Annotated in this window: 12 protein-coding genes; 10 read left to right on the top strand and 2 right to left on the bottom strand. The window is 64.9% G+C overall.

Annotated features, from left to right (window positions below; translation table 11 throughout):
• Positions 1–3: 3 nt before the first annotated feature.
• Together FZF13_RS15710 and leuD are read right to left on the bottom strand one after the other, a co-directional pair.
• Positions 4–918 (bottom strand): hypothetical protein, encoded by a 915-nt coding sequence (locus FZF13_RS15710; protein WP_051504767.1) that lies wholly within the window; start codon positions 916–918, stop codon positions 4–6.
• A 161-nt stretch (positions 919–1,079) separates the two neighbouring features.
• Complete coding sequence (gene leuD, locus FZF13_RS15715) at positions 1,080–1,685, bottom strand: 3-isopropylmalate dehydratase small subunit (protein ID WP_024925741.1); 606 nt, start codon at positions 1,683–1,685, stop codon at positions 1,080–1,082.
• 180 nt (positions 1,686–1,865) lie between these two features.
• Between leuD and FZF13_RS15720 the strand changes: the two genes are divergently transcribed.
• From FZF13_RS15720 to FZF13_RS15765, 10 genes are all read left to right on the top strand, one after another.
• Positions 1,866–4,277, top strand: coding sequence for a circularly permuted type 2 ATP-grasp protein (locus FZF13_RS15720; protein WP_024925740.1), 2,412 nt, complete (start codon positions 1,866–1,868; stop codon positions 4,275–4,277).
• Between the two features lie 5 nt (positions 4,278–4,282).
• Entirely contained in the window at positions 4,283–5,167 is an 885-nt protein-coding gene (locus FZF13_RS15725) for a transglutaminase family protein (protein ID WP_024925739.1), read from the top strand.
• A 101-nt stretch (positions 5,168–5,268) separates the two neighbouring features.
• A complete protein-coding gene (locus FZF13_RS15730; protein ID WP_024925738.1) occupies positions 5,269–5,643 on the top strand; it encodes a YciI family protein in 375 nt (124 codons plus the stop codon).
• Positions 5,640–6,911, top strand: coding sequence for an RNA polymerase sigma factor (locus tag FZF13_RS15735; RefSeq protein ID WP_024925737.1), 1,272 nt, complete (start codon positions 5,640–5,642; stop codon positions 6,909–6,911). Before FZF13_RS15730 ends, FZF13_RS15735 begins: the two co-directional genes overlap by 4 nt.
• A gap of 194 nt (positions 6,912–7,105) precedes the next feature.
• Positions 7,106–8,620: an L-piperidine-6-carboxylate dehydrogenase gene (gene amaB, locus FZF13_RS15740; protein WP_024925736.1), complete on the top strand. Its 1,515-nt coding sequence runs from the start codon at positions 7,106–7,108 to the stop codon at positions 8,618–8,620.
• Between the two features lie 280 nt (positions 8,621–8,900).
• On the top strand, positions 8,901–10,091 hold the full coding sequence (locus FZF13_RS15745) for an aminotransferase class V-fold PLP-dependent enzyme (RefSeq protein WP_024925735.1): 1,191 nt from the start codon (positions 8,901–8,903) through the stop codon (positions 10,089–10,091).
• Positions 10,092–10,113: 22 nt separating this feature from the next.
• On the top strand, positions 10,114–11,079 hold the full coding sequence (locus tag FZF13_RS15750; RefSeq protein WP_024925734.1) for an HpcH/HpaI aldolase/citrate lyase family protein: 966 nt from the start codon (positions 10,114–10,116) through the stop codon (positions 11,077–11,079).
• A gap of 13 nt (positions 11,080–11,092) precedes the next feature.
• The gene (locus FZF13_RS15755; protein WP_024925733.1) at positions 11,093–12,277 is read left to right on the top strand and encodes a malate--CoA ligase subunit beta; all 1,185 of its coding nucleotides are present in this window, start codon (positions 11,093–11,095) and stop codon (positions 12,275–12,277) included.
• Between the two features lie 11 nt (positions 12,278–12,288).
• Positions 12,289–13,188: a succinate--CoA ligase subunit alpha gene (sucD, locus tag FZF13_RS15760; RefSeq protein ID WP_024925732.1), complete on the top strand. Its 900-nt coding sequence runs from the start codon at positions 12,289–12,291 to the stop codon at positions 13,186–13,188.
• A 78-nt stretch (positions 13,189–13,266) separates the two neighbouring features.
• Entirely contained in the window at positions 13,267–14,235 is a 969-nt protein-coding gene (locus FZF13_RS15765; RefSeq protein WP_024925731.1) for a 2-hydroxyacid dehydrogenase, read from the top strand.
• The last annotated feature ends 165 nt before the right edge of the window (positions 14,236–14,400 follow it).

Raw genomic sequence — 14,400 nt, forward strand, 5'->3', positions numbered from 1 at the left:
TGATTACTGCGGCTGTTCGAACGCCTTCTTGAGGGCGTCCTTCATCTCATTGGGCCATTCCGTCAGCGGCGGCCAGGCGTTCGGTTCCGGCTTGTCGGACTGCTGGGCGAAATAGAGCGCCTTGTTGTTGGCGTCGACCGCCATGAAGCCGTCGCTGCCGCCGCACGCATGCGGCACGCAGCCGGTGGCGTAGAAGGCGCCGGACGGCGTCTTTTCCGTGCCGCCACCGACCAGCAGGCTGGTCGCGACGTCGCTCATCTTATCGCCGAGCAGTTTCTCGGCGGCCTTGTAGACGGCCTCATTGTGGAAGGCGTCGATGATGTTCTGGTATTTTGAGGCATCGATGTCGCCCCAGCCGGTGTTCGGCTGCGGCGTGTAGCTCAGCCGACCGGCGATCAGCAGTCCATCCTGCGGTGTCCACTTCAGCGCATCGCCGGAATCGCCGGGAAGCAGGTAGGGGACGAAATAGAGCGCATCGTCGGCGACGGAGGTCGGTGGCGCGCCGCAGTCGTTCTGGTCGACGGTGACCGATTGCAGCGTGCCGCCCTCCGGTTTCCAGGCAATCACCGTGTCGGGCCCGCACTGGTTGCCGCCCGGTCCGGCTGCGAAGAGGGCGACATTGATGCCGCCCACCTTCACGATCTTGTCGAAGAAGACGTCGTAGTTGCGCGCGACTTCCTTGCCGTCGAAGGCCAGGATCTTGTCGGAATCGGGAGTTTCGGTGACGGTGAAGCTGCCGCCCTCGAAGGGGATAGGCGCCTGTTTGTCGCCGGCATCAGGCGCTGCATTGTCCGCCGGTGCCGGATTGGCTGTCGCGGCGGGAGCCTCCGTCGTCGCCGGCGCCTGCTGCGCCATCGCCATCCCGCAAAGACTGGCCGAGACAAGAGCGGCGGCCGACAATCGCGTTAGCAATCCCATCACGGCATCTCCCGTTGAACGGCAACGGAACGCTCCGCTGCCACGGATCAGACCAAATCACGGGGTCTGATCTCAGTCCGTCTCGGCGGCCGGGCTAGGGGCCTGGCCGCCGGCAAGGAAAAGCGCCGACAGAAAACTGCCGGAAGGCGACGAACGCCGGTTCAGGCCCAGGGGCGCTCGGCGGCGTTGCGCTGCTCGAAGCTGGCGATGGCGCCGGCCTTTTCCATGGTCAGGCCGATGTCGTCGAGACCGTTGAGCAGGCAGTGGCGCTTGAAATCGTCGAGGTCGAAGGTGACGACGCCGCCATCCGGGCCACGGATTTCCTTGGCTTCGAGGTCGACCGAGAGGGTGGCGTTGGCGCCGCGTTCGGCGTCGTCCATCAATTTGTCGAGATCTTCCTGGCTGACCGTGATCGGCAGAATGCCGTTCTTGAAGCAGTTGTTGTAGAAGATGTCGGCGAACGAGGTCGAGATCACGCAGCGGATGCCGAAGTCGAGCAACGCCCAAGGCGCATGCTCGCGCGAGGAGCCGCAACCGAAATTGTCGCCGGCGACCAGGATCTGCGCCTTGCGGTAGGCCGGCTTGTTGAGCACGAAATCGGGGTTTTCCGAGCCGTCCTCGTTGAAGCGCATTTCGGCGAAAAGTCCCTTGGCCAGGCCCGTGCGCTTGATCGTCTTGAGATAATCCTTGGGGATAATCATGTCGGTGTCGACATTGACGATCGGCAGGGGCGCCGCAACGCCGGTGAGCTTGGTGAACTTGTCCATGGCTTTTTGCCCGTCTTGGGAGTTTGCTGGTCTCGCTTTACACAAGGAGCCGGACAAATGAAAGGCAGCTGTCATCCCGACGTTTAGGCCCAGCCCATCATCAATGAGCCGGAGCACATATAAAGACCCTTTGGCCAACAAGGCTTGACCTCAAGCGGCAACCGACGTTCTAGATCGATCATGGCGAGCGGGAATCAGCAGCGAACCGGGGCGGCAGGCCAAGCAGACAGCCTGCTTGAGCACTATCGGCCGATCGACGGCGTTGTCGACGAGATGGTGGATGCCGCCGGCAATCCGCGACCGTTGTGGAAGCCGTTCATCGCTTCGCTGGAGGCGCTCGGTCCCGAAAAGCTCGTCAAGCGCTTTGCCAGGGCTGACCAATATCTGCGCGATGCCGGCGTCTATTATCGCGTCTATGACAAGGCCGGCGCCAACGAGCGCGAATGGCCGCTGGCGCATGTGCCGCTGCTGATCGAGGAGAAGGAGTGGTCGGCAATCAGCGCCGGCCTGATCCAGCGCGCCGACCTTTTCGAAAAGATCGCCGCCGACATCTACGGACCGAACAGGCTGGTGGAGGGCGGCCTGCTGCCGCCCGGCCTGATCGCCAGCAGTCCGGAATATCTGCGGCCGCTGGCAGGAACCGTGCCTGCCGGCGGGCACTACCTGCATTTCTGCGCCTTCGAACTCGGCCGCGGGCCGGACGGGCGCTGGTGGGTGCTGGGCGACCGCATGCAGGCGCCGTCGGGGGCCGGCTTCGCGCTGGAGAACCGGGTCGCCACGACGCGCGCGCTGTCGGAACTCTATGGCGAACTGCATGTGCACCGGCTGGCCGGTTTCTTCCGGCGTTTCCGCGATGCGCTCAACACCACGGCGGCAGCCTCGCGCGGGCGCGTCGCGATCCTGACGCCGGGACCGCTCAACGAGACCTATTACGAACATGCCTATATCGCCCGCTATCTCGGCATCATGCTTTTGGAAGGCGAGGACCTGACCGTCTCGAACGGCCGGTTGATGGTGCGCACGGTGGCGGGGCTGGTGCCGATCTCCGTGCTGTGGCGGCGCATGGACGCGGCTTTCGCCGACCCGCTCGAATTGCGGCCGGATTCGCAAATCGGCACGCCGGGGCTGGTCGAAGCCGTGCGGCAAGGCGCGGTGACCGCGGTCAACGGGCTTGGCACGGGGCTTCTGGAAACGCGTGCGCTGTTGGCCTTCCTGCCGCAGATCCACAAGGAGCTTGGCGGGGAAGAATTGCTCTTGCCGAGCGTCGCGACCTGGTGGTGCGGACAGGGAGCGGAGCGCGCGCATGTGCTGGCCAATCTCGACAGGATGGTGATCGGACCGGCGCTGTCGACCCGGCTGGCCTTCGAGGATGACGGGGCCAGCGTGCTGGGCGCGGCGCTGTCGGAAGAGGAGCGGGCCGCGCTCGCCATGCGGATCGAGGTCGAGGGCGGCGATTTCGTCGGCCAGGAGGCGGTGACGCTTTCGACCACGCCGGTCTATGTCGACGGGCGGCTGGAACCGCGCCCGGCCAGCCTTCGCGTCTACCTGGCCCGCACCCCGAACGGCTGGACGGTCATGCCGGGCGGTTTCGCGCGTGTCGGTTTCTCGCTCGACCCGACCGCGATCGCCATGCAGCGCGGCGGCCAGGCGGCGGACGTCTGGGTGGTGAGCGACAAGCCGGTGGAGCGCGAGACATTGTTCCCGCGCGAAAGCGAAGGCTTCGATCGCACCGTGCCCGGCAGCCTGCCCAGCAGGGCGGCGGAAAACCTGACATGGCTCGGCCGCTACATCGAGCGGGCCGAGGACACCGCCCGCATCCTGCGCGCCTATCACGTGCGCCTGGCCGAGACTTCCGATCCCGCCATGCCGCTGCTTGCCGAACTGCGCGGCTATCTCGACCCGATCGGCATCGATGTCGCCGATCCGGTACCGCAAGGCCTGCTCGATATGCTGGACAGTGCCGTCTACAGCGCCGGCCAGATCCGCGACCGCTTTTCGCCCGATGGCTGGCTGGCGCTGAAGGACCTGTCCAAGACGCTGCATCTGTTCGAGACCACCGTTTCGCGCGGCGACGACGCGACACGCGCCATGACGGTGATCCTGCGCAAGCTGGCCGGCTTTTCCGGCCTGCTGCACGAAAACATGTACCGTTTCACCGGTTGGCGCTTCCTGGAAATCGGGCGGCGGCTGGAGCGCGGCATCCAGATGGCGCGCATGCTGACCAGGCTGACACGCGCCGACGCGCCGGAAGGCGCGCTCGACATGATGCTTGAGATCGGCGACAGCGTCATGACCCATCGCCGCCAATATCCGGTCCAGGCCGGTCGGCGCACGGTCATCGATCTGCTTGCGCTCGATCCGCTCAATCCGCGCTCGATCTTCTTCCAGGTGGAACGGCTAAAGGAAGAAATCGGGCTGCTGCCGACCGAGGGCAGCGGTGGCCATATGTCGCCGGCGGCCAAGGAGGTGCTCAGGCTCAACACGGCGCTCGCCATCAAGGAGCCGTCCGACATGACGACCCAGGCGCTCGGCGAACTGGCGGAGGAAATCGGCGGCCTCTATAACAGCCTCGCCAAGGCCTATTTCGGCTGACTCCGGTGCTCTACGACATCCGCCTCAATCTGCACTACGACTACGAGGCCGCCGCCGGCGGCGGCCGGCATCTGGTGCGGGTGCTTCCGGCTAACCTTACCGGCACCCAGCGCATCGTGGCGGCGTCGTTGTCGTTTTCGCCCAAACCTGGCGAGCGGTCGGATTTCCACGATTTCTTCGGCTCCAACGTCACCGCCATCGCCTTCCGCGAAGCGCACAGGACACTCGACGTGCATATGAGCGCGCGTGTCTCGGTGACACGGCCCGAGCCCGGCCTGGATGTTTCGCCCAATGTCGACCAGCTCGCGCTGGAGATCGGATCGGTGCGCTCGCTGGGACCGGACGCGCCGCACCATTTCCTGACCGGGACCGACTATGCCGGCCTCGATGCCGCGATCACCGCCTATGCACGCGTGAGCGCGAGCGGCTCGGCGATCGCCACCGCTACCGAGCTTTGCAACCGCATCCGGCGGGATTTCACCTATGACGGCACGGCGACCGACGTAGAGACGCGCGCCTCCGACGCTTTCGCGCTGAAACGCGGCGTCTGCCAGGACTTTTCGCATGTCATGATTGCCGGCCTGCGAGGGCTGGGCATCCCGGCCGGCTATGTCAGCGGCTTCCTGCGCACCATTCCGCCGCCCGGCAAGGAGCGGCTGGAGGGGGCGGACGCCATGCATGCCTGGGTCAGGGTCTGGTGCGGGCGGGAAGCCGGCTGGCAGGAGTTCGATCCGACCAATGGCATGCGCGCCTCCAACGACCATATCACCGTTGGTTACGGTCGCGATTACGGCGATGTCGCGCCGATCGTCGGCGTGCTGAAAACGACCGGCGGCCAGGCCGGCGTGCAGGCCGTGGATGTCATCCCCGTGACGCGCGGCAAGGCCTGAGCGGACGCCGCCCGCGGCGCCGCCGAAATTTCAGATTTTTTGTCGACGCAATGTCGGGAAATACCTAACTCTTACGTCCTTAGACACAGAAAGGGTTTGCAATGCTCTACGCCGTCCTCTGCTATGCCTCCGAAGACGTCGTCGGTACCTGGACCAAGGAGCAGGACGACGAGATCATGGTCAAGCTGTCGAAGGTGCAGGAGAAGTACGTCAAGGCCGGGAAACTCGGCCCTGTGGCGCGCCTCCTGCCGACGACCGCCGCCACAACGCTGCGCAAGGTCAAGGGCGAGCCGCTGGTCATCGACGGGCCGTTTGCCGAGACCAAGGAGCAGTTCCTCGGCTTCTATACGATCGATTGCGACAATCTCGACGAGGCGCTGGACTTCGCGCGGGAGCTTTCGGACGTCAATCCCAGCGGCGGATCCTACGAGATCCGGCCGATTTCCATGTTCGACAGAGTAAGGGTTCCCGTATGAGCGATCTCGCCTGGATCAGCAACACCATCAGCGCCGCGCGCCCGCAGGCGATGGGGGCGTTGCTGCGCTACTTCCGCGATCTCGATACGGCGGAGGAAGCATTCCAGGACGCATGCCTGCGCGCCTTGAAGAGTTGGCCGCAGAACGGACCACCGCGCGATCCCGCCGCCTGGCTGATCTTCGTCGGCCGCAACAGCGGCATCGACGCGGTGCGCAAGCGAAGCAAGCAGACGGCGATGCCGGACGAGGACCAGGTTTCCGATCTGGAGGATGCGGAAGCCGACATCGCTGAGCGGCTGGACGGCGCGCATTACCGGGACGACATCCTGAGGCTGTTGTTCATCTGCTGCCACCCGGACCTGCCGTCCACCCAGCAGATCGCGGTGGCCTTGCGCATCGTTTCCGGCCTTTCGGTGAAACAGATAGCGCGTGCGTTCCTGGTCGGTGAAAGCGCCATGGAACAGCGCATCACCCGCGCCAAGGCGCGCATCGCGGATGCCGGCGTGCCGTTCGAGGCGCCGGGCGCGGTGGAGCGGGCCGAGCGGTTGGCCGCCGTCATGGCGATGGTCTATCTCGTCTTCAACGAAGGTTACTCCACCAACAGCAGCGAAGCGCCGGCGCGCGAGCCTCTATGCGAGGAAGCGATCCGGCTTGCCCGCTTGCTGCTGCGGCTGTTCCAGACCGAGGCGGAAGTGATGGGCCTGACGGCGCTGATGCTGCTGCAGCATGCGCGGGCGCCGGCGCGTTTCGACGCCAATGGCGAAATCGTGCTTCTGGAGGACCAGGACCGCACGCAGTGGAACCGCAAGATGATCGAGGAAGGTTTGGCTCTCGTCGACAAGGCGCTGCGCCACCGCAAGCCCGGCCCCTATCAGGTGCAGGCCGCGATCGCCGCGTTGCATGCCCGCGCGGCCAAGGCAGCGGAGACGGACTGGCAGGAAATCGACCTGCTCTACGGCCTGCTCGAGCGCATGCAGCCGTCGCCGGTGGTAACGCTGAACCGCGCTGTCGCCGTCTCCAAGGTGCGCGGGCCGGAGGAAGCGCTGGCCATGATCGAACCGCTTGCCGAGCGGCTTTCCGGCTATTTCCATTTCTTCGGGCTGAAGGGCGGGCTGTTGATGCAGCTTGGCCGCAACGAGGAGGCGCGTGTCGCCTTCGACAGGGCGATCGCGCTGGCCAATACGGCGGCGGAAGCGGCCCACATCCGCATGCATCTCGATCGATTGAAGGCGGAAGCCGCGCAAGGCAAGGCTGAAAAGGCCAGCTAGGTCGAAGGCACGATCATTCGTTCGGATCGTTTTTCACTGGATCAATCGTCACTGCCACAGGCTTGGACCATGCCGGGGTGGCGGTTTGCCCCTGAAACGGGTAATGCCACGCCAAAGACCCGCGCAGGAGGAGCCGCGGGGTGGCGGATGGCTGCTGCTGTCGCCATATCAGCACAAATTCGAAAGGGATGACGATGACGATTGCGAAGGAAACCGCCGAACTGCTCGCGAAACTTGGCGTTGCCAAGGAAGCCCTTTCGGGCGGCGATCTGGTGGTGCGCAGCCCGGTGACGGGCGAGCAGCTTGCGGCGCTGAAGCAGATTTCGGCGGCCGATGCCGGCAAGGCGATCGATGCCGCGCATGAGGCCTTCAAGGCCTGGCGCCTGGTGCCCGGTCCGAAGCGCGGCGAACTGGTGCGGCTGCTGGGTGAAGAACTGCGCGCCCACAAGGCCGAGCTCGGCCGCCTGGTTTCGATCGAGGTCGGCAAGATCCCGTCCGAGGGTCTGGGCGAAGTGCAGGAAATGATCGACATCTGCGATTTCGCCGTCGGCCTGTCGCGCCAGCTCTACGGCCTGACCATCGCCACCGAGCGCCCCGGCCACCGCATGATGGAGACCTGGCATCCGCTCGGCGTCGTCGGCGTCATCTCGGCCTTTAACTTCCCGGTCGCCGTGTGGTCGTGGAACGCGGCGCTGGCGCTGGTTTGCGGCGACTCCGTGGTGTGGAAGCCGTCCGAAAAGACGCCGCTGACCGCGCTCGCCTGCGAGGCGATCTTCGCACGCGCCGTCAAGCGCTTCGGCACTGATGCGCCGGCCAATCTGGCACCGGTGCTGATCGGTGAGCGCGGCATCGGCGAAGTGCTGGTCGACAATCCCAAGGTGGCGCTGGTTTCGGCCACCGGCTCGACCCGCATGGGTCGCGAGGTCGGCCCGCGGCTGGCCAAGCGTTTCGCGCGCGCCGTGCTTGAACTCGGCGGCAACAATGCCGGCATCGTCTGCCCGTCGGCCGATCTCGACATGGCGCTGCGCGCCATCGCCTTCGGCGCCATGGGCACCGCCGGCCAGCGCTGCACCACGCTGCGCCGCCTGTTCGTGCATGAGAGCGTCTATGACCAGCTCGTGCCGCGCCTGAAGAAGGCTTATGAGAGCGTTTCGGTCGGCAATCCGCTGGAAACCTCGTCGCTGGTCGGCCCGCTGATCGACAAGATGGCGTTCGACGGCATGCAGAAGGCACTGAAGGAAGCCGGCGAGCATGGCGGCAAGATCACCGGCGGCGCTCGCGTCGAGAACGGCCATAAGGATGCCTATTATGTGCGTCCGGCGCTGGTCGAGATGCCGAAGCAGGCCGGCCCGGTTCTGGAAGAGACCTTCGCGCCGATCCTCTATGTGATGAAATATTCCGACTTCGACCAGGTGCTCGACCTGCACAATGCGGTGGGCGCGGGCCTGTCGTCGTCGATCTTCACGCGCGACCTGCAGGAATCGGAACGCTTCCTCAGCGCCGACGGTTCCGACTGCGGCATCGCCAACGTCAATATCGGCACCTCCGGCGCCGAAATCGGCGGTGCGTTCGGTGGCGAGAAGGAAACCGGCGGCGGTCGCGAGAGCGGCTCGGACGCCTGGAAGGCCTATATGCGCCGCGCTACCAACACGGTGAATTATTCCAAGGCACTGCCGCTGGCGCAGGGCGTGTCCTTCGACATCGATTAAGCGATCTCGCGCTTTCCGAGCATGATGAACGGCGGGCCTTGGTCCGCCGTTTTTCGTTGTCTTCGCATCGCCGGCGTTCCGGGTGGCGTTCGGCCTATCCGGGTAGGGGCTTGGCCTACCCGGCAGGCAGGTTTGTGCCGACGCTAGATGGTGGAAGGTTCCACCTTGGCAGGTGTTGTGAGAGGCGCGGCAGGAAAAGATTATTCTTCCCACGGCGGAGCCCGCCGAATTGCCCGCCGGCCTTGGCAAGGGTTGGCGCAGACAGATCGGGAGGATCATCATGGCTGGTTTCACGCATCTCTTCATCCCAGGGCCGACAAACATTCCGGAGCAGGTCCGGCAGGCCATGAACCTGCCGATGGAGGATATGCGCGCCTCGACCTTTCCCGAGCTGACGCTTGGCCTGTTCGCCGGGTTGAAGCGGGTGTTCAAGAACGAAAGCGGCCGCGTCTTCATCTACCCGTCGTCGGGCACCGGCGCCTGGGAATCAGCGATGACCAACACGCTCAGCCCTGGCGACCGCGTGCTGATGTCGCGTTTCGGCCAGTTCTCGCATCTGTGGGTCGACATGGCCGAGCGGCTCGGCCTCGAGGTCGACGTCATCGACACCGAATGGGGCACCGGCGTGCCGGTCGAGATCTATGCGGAGCGACTCGCGGCGGACAAGGAGCACCGTATCAAGGCGGTGTTCTGCACGCATAACGAGACGGCGACCGGCGTGACCAGCGATGTCGCCGGCGTGCGCAAGGGGTTGGATGCGGCAAACCATCCGGCGCTGCTCTTCGTCGACGGTGTCTCGTCGATTGGCTCGATCGATTTCCGCCAGGACGAGTGGGGCGTCGACTGCGCCGTCTCGGGCTCGCAGAAAGGTTTCATGCTGCCGGCCGGCCTGGGGTTCCTCTCGGTCAGCCAGAAGGCACTTGAAGCGGCCAAGACCGCAAAGGGCCGCCGCTGCTATTTCTCCTTCGATGACATGATCCGCAACAACGACAACGGCTTTTTCCCCTACACGCCGGCGACGCAACTGTTGCGCGGCCTGCGCGTCTCGCTCGATCTCATCGAGGCCGAAGGGCTGGAGGCGATCTTCGCCCGTCATCACCATCTCGCGGAAGGCGTGCGCAAGGCGGTCGATGCCTGGGGGCTGAAGCTCTGCGCCAAGGAGCGCAAATGGCATTCCGACACGGTGAGCGCCATCCATGTGCCGGAAGGCATCGACAGCGCGGAAGTCGTCAAGCGCGCATACCACAAGTACCAGACGTCGCTTGGCGTCGGCCTGAACAAGGTGGCGGGCAAGGTGTTCCGCATCGGCCATCTCGGCTGGTTGAACGAGGTGATGGTGTGCGGCGCTCTCTCGGCGGCGGAAATGGCGCTGCGTGACTGTGGCGTGAAGCTGGCGCCGGGTTCCGGCGTCGGCGCCGCGCTCGAGCACTTCCGGCTGGCCGGGCCGGTCGCCGTCGCCAAGGCCGCTTGAGCAGAGCGCGGGGAGAGCCGGCATGAGCCACACCATCAACCATCTGCGCAAGCTGCGGCTGCAGCGCTCCGAGCTTGCGGTCCCGGGTTCCAATCCGGACATGATCACGAAGGCGGCGTCGAGCGCCGCCGACTTCATCTTCCTCGATATCGAGGATGCCGTGGCGCCGCCCGACAAGGAGCGCGCGCGCAAGAACATCATCGAGGCGCTGAACGACATCGATTGGCGCGCCAAGGGCAAGACCGTGTCGGTGCGCATCAACGGCCTCGACACCCACTACATGTATCGCGACGTCGTCGACATCATGGAACAGGCCGGCGACCGGCTGGATACGATCCTGGTGCCGAAGGTCGGTGTGCCGGCCGATCTCTACATGGTCGAGGCGATGGTCAACCAGATCGAGATGGCCAAGGGCTACAAGACACGCGTCGGCCTCGAAGCCCTGATCGAGACGGCACTCGGCATGGCCAATGTCGAGGCGATCGCCGCCTTCGGAAGCCGGCTGGAGGCGCTGCATTTCGGTGTCGCCGACTATGCGGCGAGCTGCAAGGCGCGCACGGTCAATATCGGCGGTCTCAATCCCGACTATCCCGGCGACCAATGGCATTTTGCGCTGTCGCGCATGACGGTCGCCTGCCGGGCCTACGGTCTTCGCGCCATCGACGGTCCGTTCGGCGATTTCTCCGATCCGGACGGCTACATCGCGGCCGCCCGCCGGGCGGCGGCGCTGGGCATCGAGGGCAAATGGGCCATCCATCCTTCGCAGATCGAACTCGCCAATGCGGTGTTCTCGCCGCCGGAGAAGGAAGTCACTCGCGCCCGCCGCATCATCGAAGTGCTGAAGGAGGCGGAAGAACAGGGCAAGGGTGCGGCCGCGCTCGACGGCAAGATGATCGATGCCGCCTCCGAACGCATGGCCCGCAATGTGCTGGTGACGCACGAAGCAATCGAGCAGTCGGCGCGTTCGCGCCAGGCGCTGCCGAACTAAGAGGGAGTTCGACATGGACATTCACGAATATCAGGCCAAGGAACTGCTTTCGCGCCACTCCGTCCACATTCCGCGTGGCGGGCTGGCCTACAGTCCCGAACAAGCCGCCTACCGCACCCGCGAGATCGGCGGCGACAAATGGGTGGTGAAGGCGCAGATCCATTCCGGCGCGCGCGGCAAGGCCGGCGGCATCCGCATCTGCAAGTCCGACAAGGAAGTGTCCGATGCCGCCGAAACCATGCTCGGCCGCAAGCTGGTGACGCATCAGACCGGGCCGCGCGGCAAATTGGTGTCGCGTCTCTACATCGAGGAAACCGTCGATATCCGCCAGGAGATCTATCTCGGCTTCGTGCTCGACCGGAAGGCCGAGCGCGTGATGATCGTGGCGTCGGCCTCCGGTGGCATGGAGATCGAGGAGATCGCCGAGCGGCAGCCGGATTCCATCATCCGCGCCACCGTCGACCCGGGTGTCGGCATGCAGCAGTTCCAGGCGCGCGAGATCGCCTTCGGGCTGGGGCTGGAAAACAGCCTGATCGGCAAGGCGACCGACACCATCATGGGCTGCTACCAGGTGTTTCGCGACTATGACGCCTCGATGCTGGAGATCAATCCGCTCGCGGTGACCCGCGAAGGCAATCTGATGGCGCTGGATGCCAAGATGTCGTTCGACGAGAACGCGCTGTTCCGCCGGCCGGAGATTTCGGAACTGCGCGACAAATCGCAGGAAGACCCGCGCGAAACCTTCGCCAGCGACCGCGGTCTCTCCTATGTCGGCCTCGACGGCAATATCGGCTGCATCATCAATGGCGCCGGGCTGGCGATGGCGACGATGGACATGATCAAGATCGCCGGCGGCGAGCCCGCGAACTTCCTCGATATCGGCGGCGGCGCTTCGCCGGAGCGGGTGGCCAAGGCGTTCCGCGCGGTGCTCGCCGACAAGAATGTCGAGGCCATTCTCGTCAACATCTTCGCCGGCATCAACCGCTGCGACTGGGTGGCCGAGGGCGTGCTCAAGGCCATGACAGAAGTGGGGGTCAATGTGCCTCTGGTGGTGCGGCTTGCCGGCACCAATGTCGAGGAAGGCCGCCGTATTCTCAGCGCTTCGGGCCAAACCATCATCGTGGCCGAAACGCTTGCGGAAGCCGCTGAAAAGGCGGTCGCCGCGATGCGCCAGTCGACGCTCAAGAAAGCCAGCTGAGGGAGGACCAGATGTCAGTTCTGCTCAATCGCAATACGAAAGTCATCGTCCAGGGCCTGACCGGCAAGATCGGCTCCTTCCACGCCGAGGACATGAAACGCTACGGCACCAATGTCGTCGGCGGCGTCACGCCCGGCAAGGGTGGCCAGTCGCAACAGGGCATTCCGGTTTTCAACACGGTCAAGGGTGCGGTGCGCGAGACCGGCGCGGAGGCCAGCATCGTCTTCGTGCCGCCGCCCTTCGCGGCCGACTCGATCATGGAAGCGGCCGATGCCGGCATCAAGCTTTGCGTCTGCATTACCGACGGCATCCCCTCGCAGGACATGATGCGGGTGAAGCGCTACATGCTGCGCTACCGCCGCGAGGACCGCATGACGCTGATCGGCCCGAACTGCGCCGGCGTCATCACGCCCGGACAGGCGCTGATGGGGATCATGCCCGGTTCCATCTATCTGCCGGGCCGCGTCGGCATCGTCGGTCGCTCCGGTACGCTGGGCTACGAAGCCGCCTCGCAGATGAAGGCGCTCGGCATCGGCGTGTCGACCAGCGTCGGCATCGGCGGCGATCCGATCAACGGCTCGTCGTTCAAGGACATTCTCGAACTGTTCGAGAAGGACGATGAGACGGACGCGGTGGTGATGATCGGCGAAATCGGCGGGCCGCAGGAGGCGGAAGCCGCCGAATGGGCCAAGACCAACATGAAGAAGCCGCTGATCGCCTACATCGCCGGCCTGTCGGCACCGAAGGGAAAACGCATGGGCCACGCCGGCGCCATCATCTCGGCCTTCGGCGAATCCGCGCAGGAGAAGGTGGAAATCCTGCGTGACGCCGGTGTCACCATCGTGGCAACGCCGGCTTCCTTCGGGCCGACCGTGGCCGGCGTGCTGGCAGAGCAGCGCAAAGCCGCTTAAACAGGTTGACGCAATATCCAATCGGGGCGGCGCCGGCCCACGGCACTGCCCCGATACCGTGTCCTGGAGGAGCAATCGATGAAGCCACGCGTGATCGTGACCCGGAAGTGGCCGGCCGCTGTCGAACAGGTGCTCGCCGAGCGCTTCGACACCACGCTCAATGCGGGCGACATTCCGTTCACGGCGACCCAGCTCAAGGCGGCGCTGCTGAATTTCGACGCCGTGCTGCCGACCGTCAGCGACAGACTGCCGGCGGAGGTTTTCCCCGAGGAGCAGCCGCGCACCAGGATCATCGGCAATTTCGGCGTCGGCTTCAGCCATATCGACGTCGAGGCGGCGAAACGGCGTGGCATCGTCGTGACCAACACGCCGGGTGTGTTGACCGACTGCACAGCCGATATCGCGATGAGCCTTTTGTTATCCGTTGCCCGCCGCACCGGCGAGGGCGAACGCCAGCTTCGCGCCGGCGAATGGAAGGGCTGGTGCCCGACCCACATGATCGGCGCCAAGGTGACCGGCAAGACGATCGGCATCATCGGCATGGGGCGGATCGGCAAGGCAATGGCCCGCCGCGCGCATTTTGGGTTCGGCATGAAGGTGATCTTCTTCAACCGCTCGCGTGTCGATGACGAGGAGACGCGGGCGCTGGGCGCGGTGCAACTGCTGTCGATCGAGGATGTGCTCGAGCAGGCCGACTTCGTCTCGCTGCATTGCCCGGGCGGTGCGGAGAACCGCAGCCTGATCAATGCGGATCGGCTGGCGCGCATGAAAAAAAGCGCGTTCCTCATCAACACGGCGCGCGGCGACGTGGTGGATGAAAACGCGCTTGCCGATGCGCTGGAGCGTCATGCGATCGCCGGCGCCGGGCTCGACGTGTTTGCGCAAGAACCCCAGGTTCCGGAGCGGCTGATCCGGCTGGAAAACACCGTATTGTTGCCGCATCTGGGCAGCGCCACGGAAGAAACCCGTGTCGCCATGGGCATGAAGGTGGTGGATAACATCACCGCTTTCTTCGCCGGCGGGACTGTTCCCGATCGCGTTGTTTGAGCACGCGTCCGGTCAAGGGAGGTCGATCGCGCAAAAAGCTTAGCTGATCTTTTTGGTCCGAGAGGGTTGGTTTTTCCCAAGCCCCTTGCACTTCGTCGCACTTATCCTTTGGTCTTGAACCAAAGGGTGAATATGTTTACCTATGGTGAACAGCGAAGTTGCGGG

The sequence above is a fragment of the Mesorhizobium terrae genome (assembly GCF_008727715.1).
GTDB lineage: Bacteria > Pseudomonadota > Alphaproteobacteria > Rhizobiales > Rhizobiaceae > Mesorhizobium > Mesorhizobium terrae.

Bases quoted from the DNA above. Each gene is read 5' to 3' on its own strand.
- sucD (WP_024925732.1), top strand. From the start codon at position 12,289: ATGTCAGTTCTGCTCAATCGCAATACGAAAGTCATCGTCCAGGGCCTG.
- leuD (WP_024925741.1), bottom strand. From the start codon at position 1,685: ATGGACAAGTTCACCAAGCTCACCGGCGTTGCGGCGCCCCTGCCGATC.
- FZF13_RS15735 (WP_024925737.1), top strand. From the start codon at position 5,640: ATGAGCGATCTCGCCTGGATCAGCAACACCATCAGCGCCGCGCGCCCG.
- FZF13_RS15765 (WP_024925731.1), top strand. From the start codon at position 13,267: ATGAAGCCACGCGTGATCGTGACCCGGAAGTGGCCGGCCGCTGTCGAA.
- FZF13_RS15755 (WP_024925733.1), top strand. From the start codon at position 11,093: ATGGACATTCACGAATATCAGGCCAAGGAACTGCTTTCGCGCCACTCC.
- FZF13_RS15750 (WP_024925734.1), top strand. From the start codon at position 10,114: ATGAGCCACACCATCAACCATCTGCGCAAGCTGCGGCTGCAGCGCTCC.
- FZF13_RS15720 (WP_024925740.1), top strand. From the start codon at position 1,866: ATGGCGAGCGGGAATCAGCAGCGAACCGGGGCGGCAGGCCAAGCAGAC.
- FZF13_RS15730 (WP_024925738.1), top strand. From the start codon at position 5,269: ATGCTCTACGCCGTCCTCTGCTATGCCTCCGAAGACGTCGTCGGTACC.
- FZF13_RS15710 (WP_051504767.1), bottom strand. From the start codon at position 918: ATGGGATTGCTAACGCGATTGTCGGCCGCCGCTCTTGTCTCGGCCAGT.
- FZF13_RS15745 (WP_024925735.1), top strand. From the start codon at position 8,901: ATGGCTGGTTTCACGCATCTCTTCATCCCAGGGCCGACAAACATTCCG.
- amaB (WP_024925736.1), top strand. From the start codon at position 7,106: ATGACGATTGCGAAGGAAACCGCCGAACTGCTCGCGAAACTTGGCGTT.